Source organism: Rhizobium sp. 2YAF20, assembly GCF_052114685.1.
Classification (GTDB): Bacteria; Pseudomonadota; Alphaproteobacteria; order Rhizobiales; family Rhizobiaceae; genus Rhizobium.
In genome coordinates this window covers 153,971-168,363 of sequence record NZ_JBFRFF010000003.1, presented here as the reverse complement: position 1 = coordinate 168,363, position 14,393 = coordinate 153,971, and the positions used below count along the sequence as shown (strand labels likewise).

Annotated in this window: 13 protein-coding genes; 8 read left to right on the top strand and 5 right to left on the bottom strand. The window is 59.9% G+C overall.

Features of this window, described 5'->3' with window-relative positions; all coding sequences use genetic code 11:
* Window positions 1–21 precede the first annotated feature (21 nt).
* A protein-coding gene (locus AB4Z52_RS06825) for an IS5 family transposase (RefSeq protein ID WP_442217151.1) occupies window positions 22–776 on the top strand; the annotation gives its coding sequence in 2 pieces (ribosomal slippage) (window positions 22–343 and window positions 343–776; 756 coding nt in all).
* Window positions 777–822: 46 nt separating this feature from the next.
* Here AB4Z52_RS06825 and AB4Z52_RS06820 read toward each other — a convergent pair.
* The 3 genes from AB4Z52_RS06820 to AB4Z52_RS06810 form a co-directional block, all read right to left on the bottom strand.
* Complete coding sequence (locus AB4Z52_RS06820) at window positions 823–1,467, bottom strand: acyl-homoserine-lactone synthase (protein WP_442217150.1); 645 nt, start codon at window positions 1,465–1,467, stop codon at window positions 823–825.
* Window positions 1,468–1,580: 113 nt separating this feature from the next.
* Window positions 1,581–2,312: a helix-turn-helix transcriptional regulator gene (locus AB4Z52_RS06815; RefSeq protein ID WP_442217149.1), complete on the bottom strand. Its 732-nt coding sequence runs from the start codon at window positions 2,310–2,312 to the stop codon at window positions 1,581–1,583.
* Between the two features lie 147 nt (window positions 2,313–2,459).
* Complete coding sequence (locus AB4Z52_RS06810) at window positions 2,460–4,772, bottom strand: NADP-dependent malic enzyme (protein WP_442217148.1); 2,313 nt, start codon at window positions 4,770–4,772, stop codon at window positions 2,460–2,462.
* A gap of 250 nt (window positions 4,773–5,022) precedes the next feature.
* Between AB4Z52_RS06810 and AB4Z52_RS06805 the strand changes: the two genes are divergently transcribed.
* Window positions 5,023–5,829: a UDP-2,3-diacylglucosamine diphosphatase gene (locus AB4Z52_RS06805; RefSeq protein ID WP_442217147.1), complete on the top strand. Its 807-nt coding sequence runs from the start codon at window positions 5,023–5,025 to the stop codon at window positions 5,827–5,829.
* 148 nt (window positions 5,830–5,977) lie between these two features.
* On the top strand, window positions 5,978–7,198 hold the full coding sequence (locus AB4Z52_RS06800) for an MFS transporter (protein WP_442217146.1): 1,221 nt from the start codon (window positions 5,978–5,980) through the stop codon (window positions 7,196–7,198).
* Here the strand turns inward: AB4Z52_RS06800 and dgcA are convergent.
* On the bottom strand, window positions 7,150–8,133 hold the full coding sequence (gene dgcA, locus AB4Z52_RS06795) for an N-acetyl-D-Glu racemase DgcA (protein ID WP_442217145.1): 984 nt from the start codon (window positions 8,131–8,133) through the stop codon (window positions 7,150–7,152). The genes AB4Z52_RS06800 and dgcA overlap by 49 nt on opposite strands.
* A 113-nt stretch (window positions 8,134–8,246) precedes the next feature.
* On the opposite strand from dgcA, the gene AB4Z52_RS06790 reads away from it, so the two are divergent.
* The 4 genes from AB4Z52_RS06790 to AB4Z52_RS06775 are packed head-to-tail and all read left to right on the top strand — an operon-like array spanning window position 8,247 to window position 12,328.
* Window positions 8,247–9,407, top strand: a complete 1,161-nt coding sequence (locus AB4Z52_RS06790; RefSeq protein WP_442217144.1) for an ABC transporter permease — start codon at window positions 8,247–8,249, stop codon at window positions 9,405–9,407.
* Window positions 9,408–9,447: 40 nt separating this feature from the next.
* Window positions 9,448–10,296 (top strand): ABC transporter ATP-binding protein, encoded by an 849-nt coding sequence (locus tag AB4Z52_RS06785; protein ID WP_442217290.1) that lies wholly within the window; start codon window positions 9,448–9,450, stop codon window positions 10,294–10,296.
* A 9-nt stretch (window positions 10,297–10,305) separates the two neighbouring features.
* Window positions 10,306–11,676, top strand: a complete 1,371-nt coding sequence (locus AB4Z52_RS06780) for an MlaD family protein (protein ID WP_442217143.1) — start codon at window positions 10,306–10,308, stop codon at window positions 11,674–11,676.
* A 37-nt stretch (window positions 11,677–11,713) separates the two neighbouring features.
* Complete coding sequence (locus tag AB4Z52_RS06775) at window positions 11,714–12,328, top strand: ABC-type transport auxiliary lipoprotein family protein (protein ID WP_442217142.1); 615 nt, start codon at window positions 11,714–11,716, stop codon at window positions 12,326–12,328.
* 9 nt (window positions 12,329–12,337) lie between these two features.
* Here the strand turns inward: AB4Z52_RS06775 and AB4Z52_RS06770 are convergent, their stop codons facing one another.
* On the bottom strand, window positions 12,338–12,736 hold the full coding sequence (locus AB4Z52_RS06770; protein WP_442217141.1) for an SRPBCC family protein: 399 nt from the start codon (window positions 12,734–12,736) through the stop codon (window positions 12,338–12,340).
* Window positions 12,737–12,910: 174 nt separating this feature from the next.
* Here AB4Z52_RS06770 and gndA point away from each other — a divergent pair, with 174 nt between their 5' ends.
* Complete coding sequence (gndA, locus tag AB4Z52_RS06765; protein ID WP_442217140.1) at window positions 12,911–14,365, top strand: NADP-dependent phosphogluconate dehydrogenase; 1,455 nt, start codon at window positions 12,911–12,913, stop codon at window positions 14,363–14,365.
* The last annotated feature ends 28 nt before the right edge of the window (window positions 14,366–14,393 follow it).

The following is a 14,393-nucleotide window of genomic DNA, read 5'->3' as shown; positions in this document are numbered from 1 at the left end:
GGCCTGATATGGAGCTGACCGATGCGTCGATATGGATTGCGAGATGATCAATGGGAGCGGATCAAGGATTTCCTTCCCGGTCGAGAGGGTCATGTTGGTGGAACGGCGTCGGACAACCGGCTTTTTGTCGAAGCGGTTCTGTATCGCTATCGTGCGGGGATTCCCTGGCGCGATCTTCCCGAGCGGTTTGGTGATTGGAAAGTGACCCACAAGCGACTGCGCCGGTGGTGCGAAAGCGGTGTTTTCGAACGTATCTTTAAGGCGTTATCCGAAGACCGGGACAATGAGTACATGATGCTCGATTCCACCATCATTCGTGCCCATCAGCACAGTGCCGGGGCGCTAAAAAAAACGGCGCGGATCAGGCCATCGGCAGATCCAGAGGGGGCCTGACCACCAAAATTCACCTGATTGTCGACGCTTTGGGCAATCCCGTCGCCGCGACGCTCACGCCCGGTCAGCAATCCGATCTCAGCCAGGCAGCGCCATTGCTGGAAGAGCTCAAGCCCAGCGCGTTCCTGGCCGACAAAGCTTATGATGCAAATGAATTGATCGAGACCCTCGAAAATCGAGGGATCATGCCGGTTATCCCATCCAAGGCGAACCGGCTTGTCCAACGCAAAACAGATTTCGCTCTCTATCGGGAGCGAAATCTCGTCGAGCGATTGTTCTGCAAACTCAAAGGATTCCGGGCAATCGCGACACGCTACGATAAGTTGGCGAATACCTTTCTCGCCGCAATCCAACTCGTCTGCATCGTATTTTGGCTTAACTGACGACAGGCTCTAGCGCCAGCCGCGGGATTTTCGAGAACGGCCGAGATCAGGCGGCGCGCGCGAGCGCCATGGTTGTCGGTACTTCCAGGACGGGGCCGTCGATCTCGGCTACGGTCTTCATGCGTGACAACAGATCCTCGTTGACCTCCCAGGAAACGGCGACCGCATGGACAGAGCCGATCTTCTTCGGCTCGCCGATGCGCTTGCCCGGGCAACCCATGCGGCGGAACATCCGCTCGAGGAAGACGTCGGTAACAGTGACGATGTGCGAAAGGCCGGAGGTGAGCCCGAGCTCGCCGACGCCGCACATTAATTCGGCGGCGGCGACCGTCACCTGGTTCGATGCGCGGTCCTGGGAGATTTCCGGATCGATGCAGAAACGGCTGGATTCCCAGATGGCGGCGCTGCGGATTTGCGGGCTGCGGCCAAGGAGGATCGGGAAAGTATTGTCCAACATGTTGGGCCCGAGCGTCGGCAACAGCCGCAACGCGCCGCGCAGCTTGCCCGTTTCATTGGAATAGGACAGGACGTAGACCGGGTTTGAAAGGTCGTATTGGTCGATCTCCCATTCACCGTCGACCAGAACTTCCCATTTTAAGAGATCGTGAAATACACGCTTGCGCAGCCGGAACATTTCGTCCATAGCGCCGAGATGATGGTGGCGGGTCGTGCCGCTGAAGAGCTTGATCATATCTGTCTCCGTTCGTTGGTTTCGACGGAAGACTGGCAAATGCGCTAAGGTCGCTGTACTGGCACAAGCGACAGTGGGCGCGTCGATGGATTGAGGCTAAAAGGAACGGCTGCTCAGAAATGCGGGATCAGCCCGCGCCAGACGGCTTCTGCAACCGCCTGGGTGTTAGAGGCGACATTCAGCTTCTCGCGGGCGTTGCTCATGAAGAAGCGAACGGTCCGTTCGCTGATGCCGAGAATGACGGCAATTTCCCAGTAGGTCTTACCGGCTGCCGCCCAACACAGCACCTCGCGCTCTCGTGGCGTAATCAGTCGGAGTTCGCCATCGCTGACGGTTTGGAGCTGTTCGGCGTCGATCATAGCGGCATGGAACAGGGCGGCCAACGCCTGGATGTCGCGGCCATAACTTCTCGTGAAAAGCGGCATTTCGTCTGCGGACAGTGCGATGCAGATCACGAGGGCGGCGGCACGCGAGGCGCGCGAAAGTAGCGGGTAGGAAATCCCTTCCTTCGGAATGCCGAGCGTGGCCAAACGACCAAACAGCGCCTCTGCCACCGGCACCTGCTGACGCAAGGTGGCATGGTCCACCGGCCGGACCGAGGAAGCGACGAATTTCAGCGGAGGCAGCAGGACGTTCAGGCCGACGTTGCAGAGCGCCTCTCCCTGCTCGCGGGAGAGCGTGTGGTGCAGCCGGTGCAGATGAACGGATCGCGAATAGGGGATGATGTCGACGTAAACGAGATGGACAATTCCGTATGTGGCCCGCATACGATCGAAAAAATCCGCCGGCTTGACCGGTCTCATCTGCTCCAGCCAATCGAACAGTTCGAAGTATCCCGGGCGCATTGTTTCACTCAAACCGTGAGGATTGACGAGTCAAAGAGTGCTTACTCAGGGTTGAATTGTCCAGTGGATTTAAAGGGGTGGGCATGATTTGTGCATGTCCAACCCAGAGGGTGTCGCATCGACACCCTCTGGCGAGCAAATGATCGATCAAGCCGGCTGCGAGGCTTCGACGACCGCGAGCGCTGCCATGTTCACGACACCGCGCGAGGTGACCGACGGCGACAGGATGTGCGCGGGCATCGCCGTTCCGAGCAGCATCGGTCCGACATGCAAACCGTCGGTCATGGTCTTTACGACTCCGAGCGTGATGTTGGCGGCGTCGAGATTGGGGAAGACCAGAAGGTTTGCCTCGTCGGAAAGCGTGCTGTCAGGCATGACACGACGGCGCAAGCTTTCGGAGATGGCGCTGTCACCGTGCATTTCGCCGTCGACTTCGAGCTCTGGTGCGGCTTCGCGGATAAGATGCAGCGCGTTGCGCATTTTCGTGGCACTTTCGGATTCGCGAGAACCGAAATTCGAGTGCGAAACGAGCGCTACGCGTGGCGTAATGCCGAAGCGGCGGATTTCCTCAGCGGCGAGGATCGCCGATTCAGCGATCTCCTCGGCCGTCGGGTTGAAGGTGACATAGGTGTCCGTGTAGAAAGTGGCGCCGCGCTGGGAGATCAACAGGCTGAGCGCTGAGAAGTCGCGGACATCCTTGCGCTTGCCGATGATCTGGCGAACGCTGCGCAGATGCTTCTCATAGCGGCCTTCAAGCCCGCAGATCAGGGCGTCGGCATCGCCGCGCCGCAGCGCCAGGGCGCCGATGACGGTCGTATTGGTGCGCACGATCGTTCGGGCTCCTTCCGGAATGACACCGCTGCGGCCGACGAGCGAAAAGAACAGATCGGCATATTCGCGAAAACGCGGGTCGTCCTCTGGATTGATGACGGCAAAGTCGGTGTGCGGGCGGATCTTCAGGCCATAGCGCTTGAGGCGCGTCTCGATGACGGAGGGGCGGCCAATCAGGATCGGGATCGCGGTGTTTTCCTCGAGCAGCACCTGGGCGGCACGGAGCACGCGCTCATCTTCTCCTTCCGAGAAGACCACGCGTTTGTGCTCGGCTGCCTTTGCGGCTGCAAAGATCGGCTTCATTACGAAGCCGGAACGGAAGACGAAGCGATTGAGCTGGTCGAGATAGGCGTCGAAATCGGCGATGGGGCGAAGCGCCACGCCGCTTTCGGCGGCGGCCTTTGCCACTGCCGGCGCGATGCGAAGGATCAGGCGCGGATCAAAGGGCGAGGGGATCAGATAATCCGGCCCAAAGATCAATGTCTCGCCGGAATAGGCGCGCGCGGCAACGTCGGAAGGCTCTTCCCGCGCCAGCGCCGCGATGGCGCGCACCGCCGCCATCTTCATTTCCTCGTTGATCGTAACGGCGCCGCAATCGAGGGCGCCGCGGAAGATATAGGGGAAGCAGAGGACGTTGTTGACCTGGTTCGGAAAATCCGACCGGCCGGTGCAGATCATCGCGTCGGGGCGAGCAGCGCGGGCAAGGTCCGGCATGATCTCTGGCGTCGGGTTGGCCAGCGCCATGATCAACGGCTTTTCCGCCATCTGGACGAGCAATTCCGGCTTCAATACACCGGCAGCGGAGAGGCCGAGGAAGACATCCGCGCCGCCGATGGAATCGGCCAGCACCCGATTGTTGCTCTTTTGCGCATAGATGGATTTCCACTCGTCCATCAATTCGGCGCGGCCCTCGTAGACCAGGCCCTCGATATCGTGGACCCAGATATTTTCGCGTTTTGCGCCGAGAATGACCAGGAGATTGAGGCAGGCAAGTGCAGCAGCTCCGGCTCCGGAGGCTACGATCTTGACATTCTCGATCAGCTTGCCGGCAAGTTCCAGCCCATTGAGGATGGCGGCAGCAACGATGATGGCGGTGCCGTGCTGGTCGTCGTGGAAGACGGGGATCTTCATTTTCGCGCGCAGGCGGCGTTCGACCTCGAAACATTCCGGCGCCTTGATGTCTTCGAGATTGATGCCGCCGAAGGTCGGCTCGAGCGCCGAGATCGTGCTGACCATTTCATCGACGGTCGGCGCATCCACTTCGATATCGAAGACGTCGATGCCGGCGAACTTTTTGAAGAGGACAGCCTTGCCCTCCATCACGGGCTTGGAGGCGAGCGGGCCGATATTGCCGAGGCCGAGGACCGCCGTTCCGTTCGAAATGACGGCGACGAGATTGGCGCGCGCCGTATATTCGGCCGCCATCGCCGGGTCGTCGCGAATGGCGAGGCAGGGGGCGGCCACGCCTGGCGAATAGGCGAGCGCAAGGTCGCGCTGGTTGCCGAGGGGCTTGGTCGCCTGGATCTCAAGCTTGCCAGGACGCGGATAGCGATGAAAGAAAAGCGCCTGTTCGTCGAGATCCCCGCTCGTCATGTTCTTCTGCGCCTTTGGTCCTTCGGGCGTATCCATCGCGCGTCTCCGTCTTGTCGTGTCAATGTCGATTTGAATGCCCCTTGCATACATCAATCCTTCACAGCGCACAGTATGGAATTGTGGCTGCCGACAGCTTTTCTGAGAGCCTTGATATCCACGCATTTGCGGCCGCGTTACGAGTGCAGATGACCTTCGAAAGCCATTTGTCATCATCCTGAAACACGAGTCTGATTTTGGATGGGCTAACGATGGATAGGGAGCGGACACCAGGTTCGTGATGGAAACAATGGACACTCGACGCTTCCGTACGCTGTTCATTTCCGATGTGCATCTCGGCTCCAAGGCCGCCAAGGCTGATTTTCTGCTGGATTTCCTGCGACACCACGAGGCCGATACAATCTACCTCGTCGGCGATATCATTGACGGCTGGCGGTTGAAGCGCAGCTGGTATTGGCCGCAGGATTGCAATGACGTGGTTCAGAAAGTGCTGCGCAAGGCGCGCAAGGGGACCCGCGTCGTCTATATCCCCGGCAATCATGACGAATTCCTGCGCGATTTTCCCGGCACACATTTCGGCGGCATCGAGGTTGCGCAGCGGGCAATGCATGAGACGGCGGACGGCAAGAAATATCTGGTACTGCATGGTGACGAGTTCGATGTTGTCGTGCGCAACGCTCGCATCGTCGCCTATCTCGGTGACTGGGCCTACGACATGGCCATCCTCATCAATATCGGTCTGGCAGCTATCCGCCGAAAGCTCGGTATGCCTTACTGGTCTTTCTCGGCCTGGGCCAAGCTGCAGGTGAAGCATGCTGTGAACTTCATCGGCGAGTTCCAGCGCGTGGTCGCCGAGGAGGCCAGGCGCAACAATGCTGATGGCGTCATTTGCGGCCATATCCATCATGCCGTCATCGAGGATCTCGATGGCATTCGCTATATCAACACCGGCGATTGGGTCGAGAGTTGCACCGCGATTGCCGAGCACGACGACGGCTCTTTCGAGCTGATAACCTGGCGCGAAATACTGGACGTTGAGCCGCCCATGGCGCTGCTGGAAGACCTGCGCGAACCGATTGGCGCAAAGGCAGCGTAAGATCGCAGGAGCGGCCCAGTCGGCCGGCGTTGCATAGGCAATACGCCGCCGATTTTTTCAGAAGCGTTTGCGGAAAAGACAATTTCTCGCCATAGTCGTACTCAGGATGACATGATAGGAGACGCTGAAGTCTCCCTTCAGGTCCGACATGATTCCCGCGACAATATCTCTGGCTGGCGCAGGTATGCCGCCGCATTTTCGGCTGCGCAGCGCCTTGTCCTATTGCGCACCGCTGATCGTCAACGGGGTGGCGCTGCCCTTCTTTCCGATCTGGCTGGCAACGCTGCATTTCAGCGATCGTGAGATCGGTATCATCCTTGCGGTTCCACTTGTCGTTAGGGTTCTTGTCGCGCCTGTCGTCGCAATGATAGCCGACAGGATGGATGAGCGGGCGAATGTGCTCGTCTGGTCCGGCGCCTTGTCGTTGCTGACGGCAATTGTGCTTTATTGGACGAGCGATTTCTGGCCGGTGCTTTTCGTCTATGCGCTGCAGGGCGCGACATTTGCACCTTACATACCGATCGTCGAGTCGATCACCATTTCAGGCGTGCGGCGCTGGGGGCTCGACTATGGCTCGATGCGGGTCTGGGGTTCCATTGCCTTCATCTTCTCGACGCTGATCGGCGGCCAGATGATCGGACTATGGGGCGGCGGCATGGTGCTGCCGGTCATGGTTGCGGGCTTCGTGCTGACGACAGCGATGGCGGTTTACTGTCCTCGGATCGGACCCACTCGCCGGCGCAACATTCCGCTCAACATCCAAGCGCCTGTCGGCAATTCGTTGCGCAATCCGCAGCTGCTCCTGACCATGATCGGCGTATCGATCCAGCAGTCGAGCCATGCGATGCTCTATACGTTTTCGTCGATTTACTGGCATCAGCTCGGGTTTTCCGGCGCCCAGGTCGGCATCCTTTGGAGCGCCGGGGTGTTTTCCGAGGTCATGGTCTTCTTCCTGTCGAAGCGGCTCAGCCGTCGCTTCAGTGCCTGGACGCTGATCCGCTTCGGCGCAACCATGTGCGTTTGCCGCTGGATACTGTTTCCGATGGACATCGGCTTCATCGGCTATTTCGCGCTCCAATGCTTTCATTCCTTCACCTACGCCTTCGTCCACACCGGTATCCAGCGGCGCATCGTGGCAACCGTGCAGGAGACGCAGGAGGCCTCGGCACAGGGGGCCTATTATTTCTATAATGGCATGTGCCTGGGGCTGATGACCGTTGCCTCGGGCTACCTCTATGCCTGGCTCGGCCTTGGCAGCTACTACGTCATGGCCGGTGTCGCGGCCATCGGCCTCGCAATGGTGATCGTTGCCTACTATCTTCAGCCCCAGAGCGCTGCCGTCGGCGGAAACACCAGGGAAGCCTCGTAGCGCAGCGCCGGATCTCGGTCACGGGCCAAGAGCAGCGGCCCGTCGAGATCGACGAATTCAGCGTCCTGCGCCAAAAGCACCGCCGGCGCCATGGCAAGCGAGCTTGCGACCATGCAGCCGATCATGATCTGAAAGCCGAGGCGTTGCGCCTCATGCTTCATGGCGAGCGCCTCGGTCAGGCCGCCTGTCTTGTCGAGCTTGATATTGATGGCGTCGTAACGATCACGCAGCGCGGCAAGATCGCCGCTGTGGTGCACGCTTTCGTCGGCGCAAACGAGGATCGGCCGCCGGATTGCAGCGAGCATTGCATCCTTGCCGGCTGGAAGCGGCTGCTCGACCAGCGCGACCCCTGCCTCGGCGGCGATCTGCAGGTGGTGAACCAGAACCTCCTCCGGCCAGCCTTCGTTGGCATCGAGGATGATCATGGCGTCTGGTGCCGCCGCCCGCACGGCGCGGATCCGGCCTTCATCGTCGCCGGTACCGACCTTTACTTTTAGCAATGGGCGATGGGCCTGGGCGCGGGTCTTGGCGGCCATCTCCTCCGGCTCGCCGAGCGAGATGGTGTAGGCAGTCGTCAGAGGTTTGGGTTTGGCGATGCCGAGGCGGTTTGCAACGCAAATGCCGGTGCTCTTGGCTTCCAGATCCCAGAGGGCGCAATCGACGGCATTGCGCGCCGCACCCGGCTTGATGGCAGCGATCAGATCCGATCGCGTAAGGCCTGCTTTAATGGCCGGACGGATCGCCTTGATCTCGGCGACGACGCTTTCCATGCTTTCGCCGTATCGTCCGTAGGGCACGCATTCGCCGTGTCCGCTATGTCCGTTCTCCACAATGGTGCAGGTGACAACCTCGGCTGTGGTTTTGCTGCCACGGGAGATGGCGAATGTGCCCGATAGAGGGAATGAATTCATTTGGATATCGAGATGGCGCGGCATAAATTGGTAGTCCTTTGCATGGAAATCGTGGGCGGACTGGGTATATGTAACGCACCGAGCGTCGAACGATCAGTCCCTGAGTCGGCGATTTCGCCGCAAGCCGTGAAAGACGCATGAGTTTGAAAGCAGCCGAACATAACGCCGAGATGCCGACGATCGAGGACCAGGCCGAAGGGTCCGGACATCGGTATCGGCTTGAAGGTAGCTGGCGCAGCGCTGCCATCCATGGCGTGTTGCGCAAGATCGACGAGCTTTCCAAGCGCAGCAGTGGCGGCCAGGTGGTCATCGACGTTGCCGGCATTTCCGATGTCGATACCGCCGGCGCACTGCTCATCCGCCGCCTTAAGACCAGCCAGGAGGCCCACGGCGCCAGCGTCAGCATCGAGGGCTCCAACCCGCATGTGGACGAGCTGCTGACCGCGTTCACCGACGACAGCAATGACGTCAAGGCGGAAGAGGGGCCGAGGGGCAGCTTGATGGAGCGGATATTCGCGCCGATCGGGCAGGTTACCGTCGATCTATGGAACAACACGGTTGCCGCGATGTACATCCTCGGCTCGGCCGTGCGCGGTGCTCAGCTGAAATTCGGTCGCGGCAGCGGCGTTTCGCCGGCATCGATCGTCAATCAGATCGACCACATGGGCGTGCGCGCCGTGCCGATCATCCTGTTGATGTCCTATCTGATCGGCGCGATCATTGCGCAGCAGGGCGCTTTCCAGCTGCGCTATTTCGGTGCCGAAGTCTTTGTCGTCGATCTCGTCGGCATCCTCCAGCTTCGCGAAATCGGCGTGTTGTTGACCGCGATCATGATCGCCGGCCGCTCGGGCAGCGCTATCACGGCCGAAATCGGCTCGATGAAAATGCGCGAGGAGGTCGACGCGCTAAAGGTGATGGGCCTCAATCCCGTCGGCGTATTGATCTTTCCCCGATTGGTCGCCTTGACGGTGGCGTTGCCGCTTCTGACCATCCTTGCCAATTTTGCAGCGCTGCTAGGAGCGGCCTCGGTCACTTACCTTTATTCAGGCATTACCTTTGCCACTTTCGTGTCGCGGCTGCATGAGGCGATCAGCCTTTCCACTGTCATCTCCGGGATGATCAAGGCGCCGTTCATGGCATTGGTGATTGGGATTGTCGCCGCCGTCGAAGGCCTTAAGGTCGGCGGTAGTGCCGAATCGCTCGGGCAACATGTTACATCTTCGGTCGTGAAGTCGATTTTCGTCGTGATCCTGATGGACGGGCTTTTTGCAATGTTCTACGCAGCCATTGATTTCTGAGGAACATTATTTGAACGCGCTTCAGCCGGAGACAGGCGAGATCAGGGACGAGAGCGGTCGGAACGACCGCGATCGCGACGTCGTGCTGTCGGCACGGGGCGTTACCGTTTCGTTCGGGCCGAAGGTCGTGCTCGACAAGCTCGATCTCGATATCTATCGCGGCGAGATCCTGGGCTTCGTCGGCGCTTCGGGCGCCGGCAAATCGGTTTTGATGCGCACCGTGCTCCGGCTATTGCCGCGGCAGGGTGGGATGATCAAGATCCTCGGGGAGGACTATGATTCACTGGCGGAGCCGGAACGCAACAAGCTCGACATGCGCCTCGGGGTGCTGTTCCAGCAGGGCGCGCTGTTTTCGTCGCTGACGGTCAAGGAAAACATCCAGGTGCCGATGCGGGAATATCTCGACCTGCCGGTGCCATTGATGGACGAGCTTGCGCACCTCAAAATCCGCATGGTTGGCCTCGCCGCCGATGCCGCAGACAAATATCCATCCGAACTCTCGGGCGGGATGATCAAGCGCGCGGCTCTGGCAAGGGCGCTTGCGCTCGATCCGGACCTTGTTTTCCTCGACGAACCGACGTCCGGTCTCGATCCGATCGGCGCTGCCGAATTCGACGAGCTCATCGCCAAGCTGCGCGACACGCTCGGGCTCACCGTCTATATGGTGACGCACGACCTCGACAGCCTGTTCTCGGTTTGCGACCGCATCGCCGTGCTGGGCAAGAAACGCGTACTGGTGGAAGGGACGATCGACGACATGCTGGCTTGCGACGAGCCCTGGGTTAAGTCCTATTTCCGAGGCAAGCGCGCGCGGTCCATTGTGCCGACGGACAGGGTCGGACATAAAGCCGGCAACGGCGGCATTGCAGCCCCTAGCCGTGGGAAGTGACTGAGGACCATGGAAACCAAAGCCAACTACACCATCGTCGGACTTTTCACGGTACTCGTCATCGCAGCCGCCTTCGGTTTCGTCTACTGGATGGCTGAATTCGGTCGCGGCGGACCCATGGCTGAACTTGTCGTTCGCATTCCCGGCTCCGCAAACGGCCTGAGCGTCGGCTCACCAGTGCGCTTTAATGGCATCCAGGTTGGCGGTGTGAAGAGCCTGTCGATCGACGCGGACGACCCACGCTATTCGCTTGCTTTCACGGAAGTGCGCGCCGATGCGCCGGTCTATGCCTCCACCAAGGCGGTTCTCGAAATCCAGGGCCTTACCGGCGCTGCCTATATCGAACTTTCCGGAGGGCGAACCGGCGATGAAAACATTCTCAAGCGGTCGATCGATACCGGCAAGCGTGCTGTTCTTCTTGCGGACCAGTCGAGCGTCACCAACCTGCTTGCCACCGCTGACAAGATCCTGAACCGCGCCAATGACGCCATCGGCGACGTTCAGGGTTTTGTGAAAGATGCGCGGGGACCGTTGACCGATACGCTCCACAACGCCGACAAATTCTCCAAGGCGCTGGCTGACAATTCCGACAACATCGACAGTTTCCTTGCGAGCATCGGCAAGTTGTCCGAGACGTTTACCTCCGTTTCCGGACGCGTGAATTCCACGCTTGACGCAGTCGAGAAGCTTGTTCGGGCCGTCGATGCGCAGAAGATCAACGATGTGGTCGGCAATGCGGACCGTGTTGCGAAGAACGTCGCCGATGCGTCGGAGGATCTGAAGGCCACCATCGCCAGCATCAAGCAGACGTCCGACACCTATAACGAGTTCGGCAAGAAGGCGCAGCTGACGCTCGATCGTGTCGATACGCTGGTGGCGCAGATCGACCCTGCAAAGGTCAAGGGTACGGTCGACGATATCTCCCAGGCAACCAAGGATGCACGTGTTGCGGTCGCCTCGATCCGCGATGTGGCCAATACGGTTGCGAGCCGCCAGAAGGAAATCAGCCAGACGATCCAGGATGTCTCGCAGATGGCGAACAAACTGAACTCGGCCTCGACGCGCGTCGATGGCATCCTGATCAAGCTGGACGCGCTGCTTGGCAGCGACAATACCCAATCGCTGTTTGCCGAGGCGCGAGACACGCTGGAATCCTTCAAGAAGGTCGCAGACAACCTGAATGCGCGGATCGGCCCAATTGCCGACAATCTGCAGAAGTTCTCGGCCGGCGGCTTGAATGACGTCCAGACGCTCGTCAACGACACGCGACGCACGGTTCAAAATCTCAACGACACGATCACCAACTTCGATCGCAATCCGCAGCGCCTGATCTTTGGCGGGGATACCGTCAAACAATATGACGGCCGTACGCGGCATTGACGAGCGATAGAGACGGTTTCCAAGGGGTAGGCGCAATATGATCGGATATGGCTCAGTTCGGCTGAAGTCGGCGGCGCGCAACGCGGCCATCGCCTTGCCATTGCTTGCTGCATTGCTCGTCGGCTGCGGCGGGGGCGCCAAGAACGACACCTTCGATCTCTCATCGAGCGTCAGCGGCAAGGGGCCGGCTGCCCACGGCAAGCAGATCCTCATACCGCTGCCGACGGCGCTTAATGCGGTCGACAGCAACCAGATCGTCGTCCGGGTGACGCCGTCGGAGATACAGTATCTTGCCAGGGCGCAGTGGAGCGACAAACTCAGCCGCATGGTTCAATCCAAGCTGGTCGAGGCTTTCGAGAATTCCGGCAAATTGGGTGGCGTCGGCGTGCCGGGGCAGGGACTGGCAATCGACTACCAGATTGTCACCGACATTCGTACCTTCGAGATCGATACGGGTGCGCAGCACGCGGCGACCGTCGAGATTTCGGCAAAGATCCTCAACGACAAGACCGGAACCATCAAGACGCAGCAGATATTCCGTAAGGTCGTGCCGATCGGCGCCAATGACAACAACGGTTACGTCAAGGCGCTGGATGCGGCCTTCGCCGGCGTGACGTCGCAGCTTGTCGACTGGACGCTGAAGGCGATCTGAGGCCTTCGCTCACCGCTCCATCAACATCTTCAGGGCGCGAAGATCCTTGGCGACATGGTCGGCGTCGGCGATGAATTGTTCGTCAGTCATCCCGGGCAGCCGCAGAAGCGTGAACATGACCTCGCAGCCATCGCCGTTGGGGACAACCCTCAAGGCGTTGTAGACGCGCATGCCGGATTCGATGGTGACGGTGTGGTCGAGCACGCCGAATTCGTTACGCGGCACGAAGCTGACGCGCACGCGGCCGAGTACACCGCTCGCGATCCAATCCTGCCCATCCGGCACGAGCCCCGAAGCGAGACCAGATGCCCAGAGCGGCATATTCTCCGGTCGGGCGGCAAAGTCGTAGACTTCGTGCCATTCGTGATCGATGGAAACGTGGACGATCCTGGCTGCCGTGACGGACATTGGGTTGCCTCCTCACTGATTGTCTTGGCCTTGCCGTTTCTCCCGGCGGATGCGGCTGCTTTTCAAGGCCTTGCCTGATCCTACGCGCTTGCTGCACGGTCCTGTCAATGAGCCGGATTCGGCCTGTGTTAGGCTTGCCGTTTTTCCATCGGAGTGCCACAACATCCGTCCCGAATGACATATTGGAGGTTTGTCGTGGAAAAGGCAGAAATCGGACTGATCGGTCTGGCGGTCATGGGATCGAATCTGGCGCTCAACATTGCCGAGAAGGGCAATAGAATCGCGGTCTTCAACCGGACAGCTCATGTAACCGATGAATTCTACGCGAACGCAGGTGCGCTGAAGGACAAGATCATTCCCTGCAAGACGATCGAGGAATTCGTCGACGCAATCCGTCCGCCGCGGCCGATCATCATCATGATCAAGGCCGGCGAGCCCGTCGACCAACAGATGGCGGCGCTGCAGCCGCATCTGGATAAGGGCGACATCATGATCGATGCCGGCAATGCCAATTTCCGCGATACCATGGCGCGCTTTGATCGCCTAAAGGATACCGGGCTGACCTTCATCGGCATGGGCGTGTCTGGCGGCGAGGAGGGCGCGCGCCACGGCCCGTCGATCATGGTCGGCGGCACGGAAGACAGCTACAAGCGCGTCGAGAAGGTTCTGACGTCGATTTCCGCCAAATACAAGGATGAGGATTGCTGCGCCTGGCTCGGCACCGATGGTGCAGGGCACTTCGTCAAGACCATCCACAACGGCATCGAATATGCCGACATGCAGATGATTGCCGAAATCTACGGCATCCTGCGCGACGGGCTCGGCAAGAGTGCTGCCGAGATAAGCGGCATCTTCGGCGAATGGAACAAGGGACGGCTCAATTCCTACCTGATCGAGATCACCGAGAAAGTTTTGGCCGCCAAGGATCCGGCCACCGGCAAGGCGATGCCCGATGTCATCCTCGACAAGGCCGGTCAAAAGGGCACCGGCAAATGGTCCGTCATCGAGAGCCAGCAGATGGGCATTCCGGCGACGGCCATCGAGGCGGCAGTCGCTGCCCGCAGCCTTTCGTCGATGAAGGACCAGCGCGAGGCGGCCGAGAAGATATTCGGTGCTCCGAACTACTCCTTCCCGATGGCCTTCGGGCCTGAGCTTCTCAAGGACCTGGAACTGGCACTGTTTGCCGCCAAGATCGGTGCTTATGCGCAAGGGTTCGCAGTCATGGCCGAAGCGTCGCGCGAGTTCAAATGGCAGTTGCCGATGCCGATCATTGCCAAGATCTGGCGTGCGGGCTGCATCATCCGCTCGCAGTTCCTCGACGAGATCACCAGCGCTTTCACCAAGTCACCGGATGCGGCGAACCTGGTCGTGACGCCGGCGTTTTCCGCCATGGTCAAGGAATCGCTGCCATCGCTGCGTCGGATCGTTGCAGCGGCAACCACCGCCGGCCTTCCTGTTCCGGCCCTGGCCTCGGCGCTTGCCTATTTCGACGCCTATCGCCAGGCCCGTGGCACCGCCAACCTTATCCAGGCACAGCGCGACTTCTTCGGGGCTCACGGCTTTGACCGCGTCGATGGCAAGGACATCCATCACGGCCCATGGGGCAGTGGTGCGGGTGCCCACGGCTGAAAGTTGGATCGATCGAGTTCCAAGGCCC

Excerpts from the sequence above, each read along its gene's own strand:
- AB4Z52_RS06800 (WP_442217146.1), top strand. The coding sequence starts at position 5,978 with ATGATTCCCGCGACAATATCTCTGGCTGGCGCAGGTATGCCGCCGCAT.
- AB4Z52_RS06780 (WP_442217143.1), top strand. The coding sequence starts at position 10,306 with ATGGAAACCAAAGCCAACTACACCATCGTCGGACTTTTCACGGTACTC.
- AB4Z52_RS06790 (WP_442217144.1), top strand. The coding sequence starts at position 8,247 with ATGAGTTTGAAAGCAGCCGAACATAACGCCGAGATGCCGACGATCGAG.
- AB4Z52_RS06805 (WP_442217147.1), top strand. The coding sequence starts at position 5,023 with ATGGACACTCGACGCTTCCGTACGCTGTTCATTTCCGATGTGCATCTC.
- AB4Z52_RS06775 (WP_442217142.1), top strand. The coding sequence starts at position 11,714 with ATGATCGGATATGGCTCAGTTCGGCTGAAGTCGGCGGCGCGCAACGCG.
- AB4Z52_RS06770 (WP_442217141.1), bottom strand. The coding sequence starts at position 12,736 with ATGTCCGTCACGGCAGCCAGGATCGTCCACGTTTCCATCGATCACGAA.
- gndA (WP_442217140.1), top strand. The coding sequence starts at position 12,911 with ATGACATATTGGAGGTTTGTCGTGGAAAAGGCAGAAATCGGACTGATC.
- AB4Z52_RS06820 (WP_442217150.1), bottom strand. The coding sequence starts at position 1,467 with ATGATCAAGCTCTTCAGCGGCACGACCCGCCACCATCATCTCGGCGCT.
- AB4Z52_RS06815 (WP_442217149.1), bottom strand. The coding sequence starts at position 2,312 with ATGCGCCCGGGATACTTCGAACTGTTCGATTGGCTGGAGCAGATGAGA.
- dgcA (WP_442217145.1), bottom strand. The coding sequence starts at position 8,133 with ATGCCGCGCCATCTCGATATCCAAATGAATTCATTCCCTCTATCGGGC.
- AB4Z52_RS06810 (WP_442217148.1), bottom strand. The coding sequence starts at position 4,772 with ATGGATACGCCCGAAGGACCAAAGGCGCAGAAGAACATGACGAGCGGG.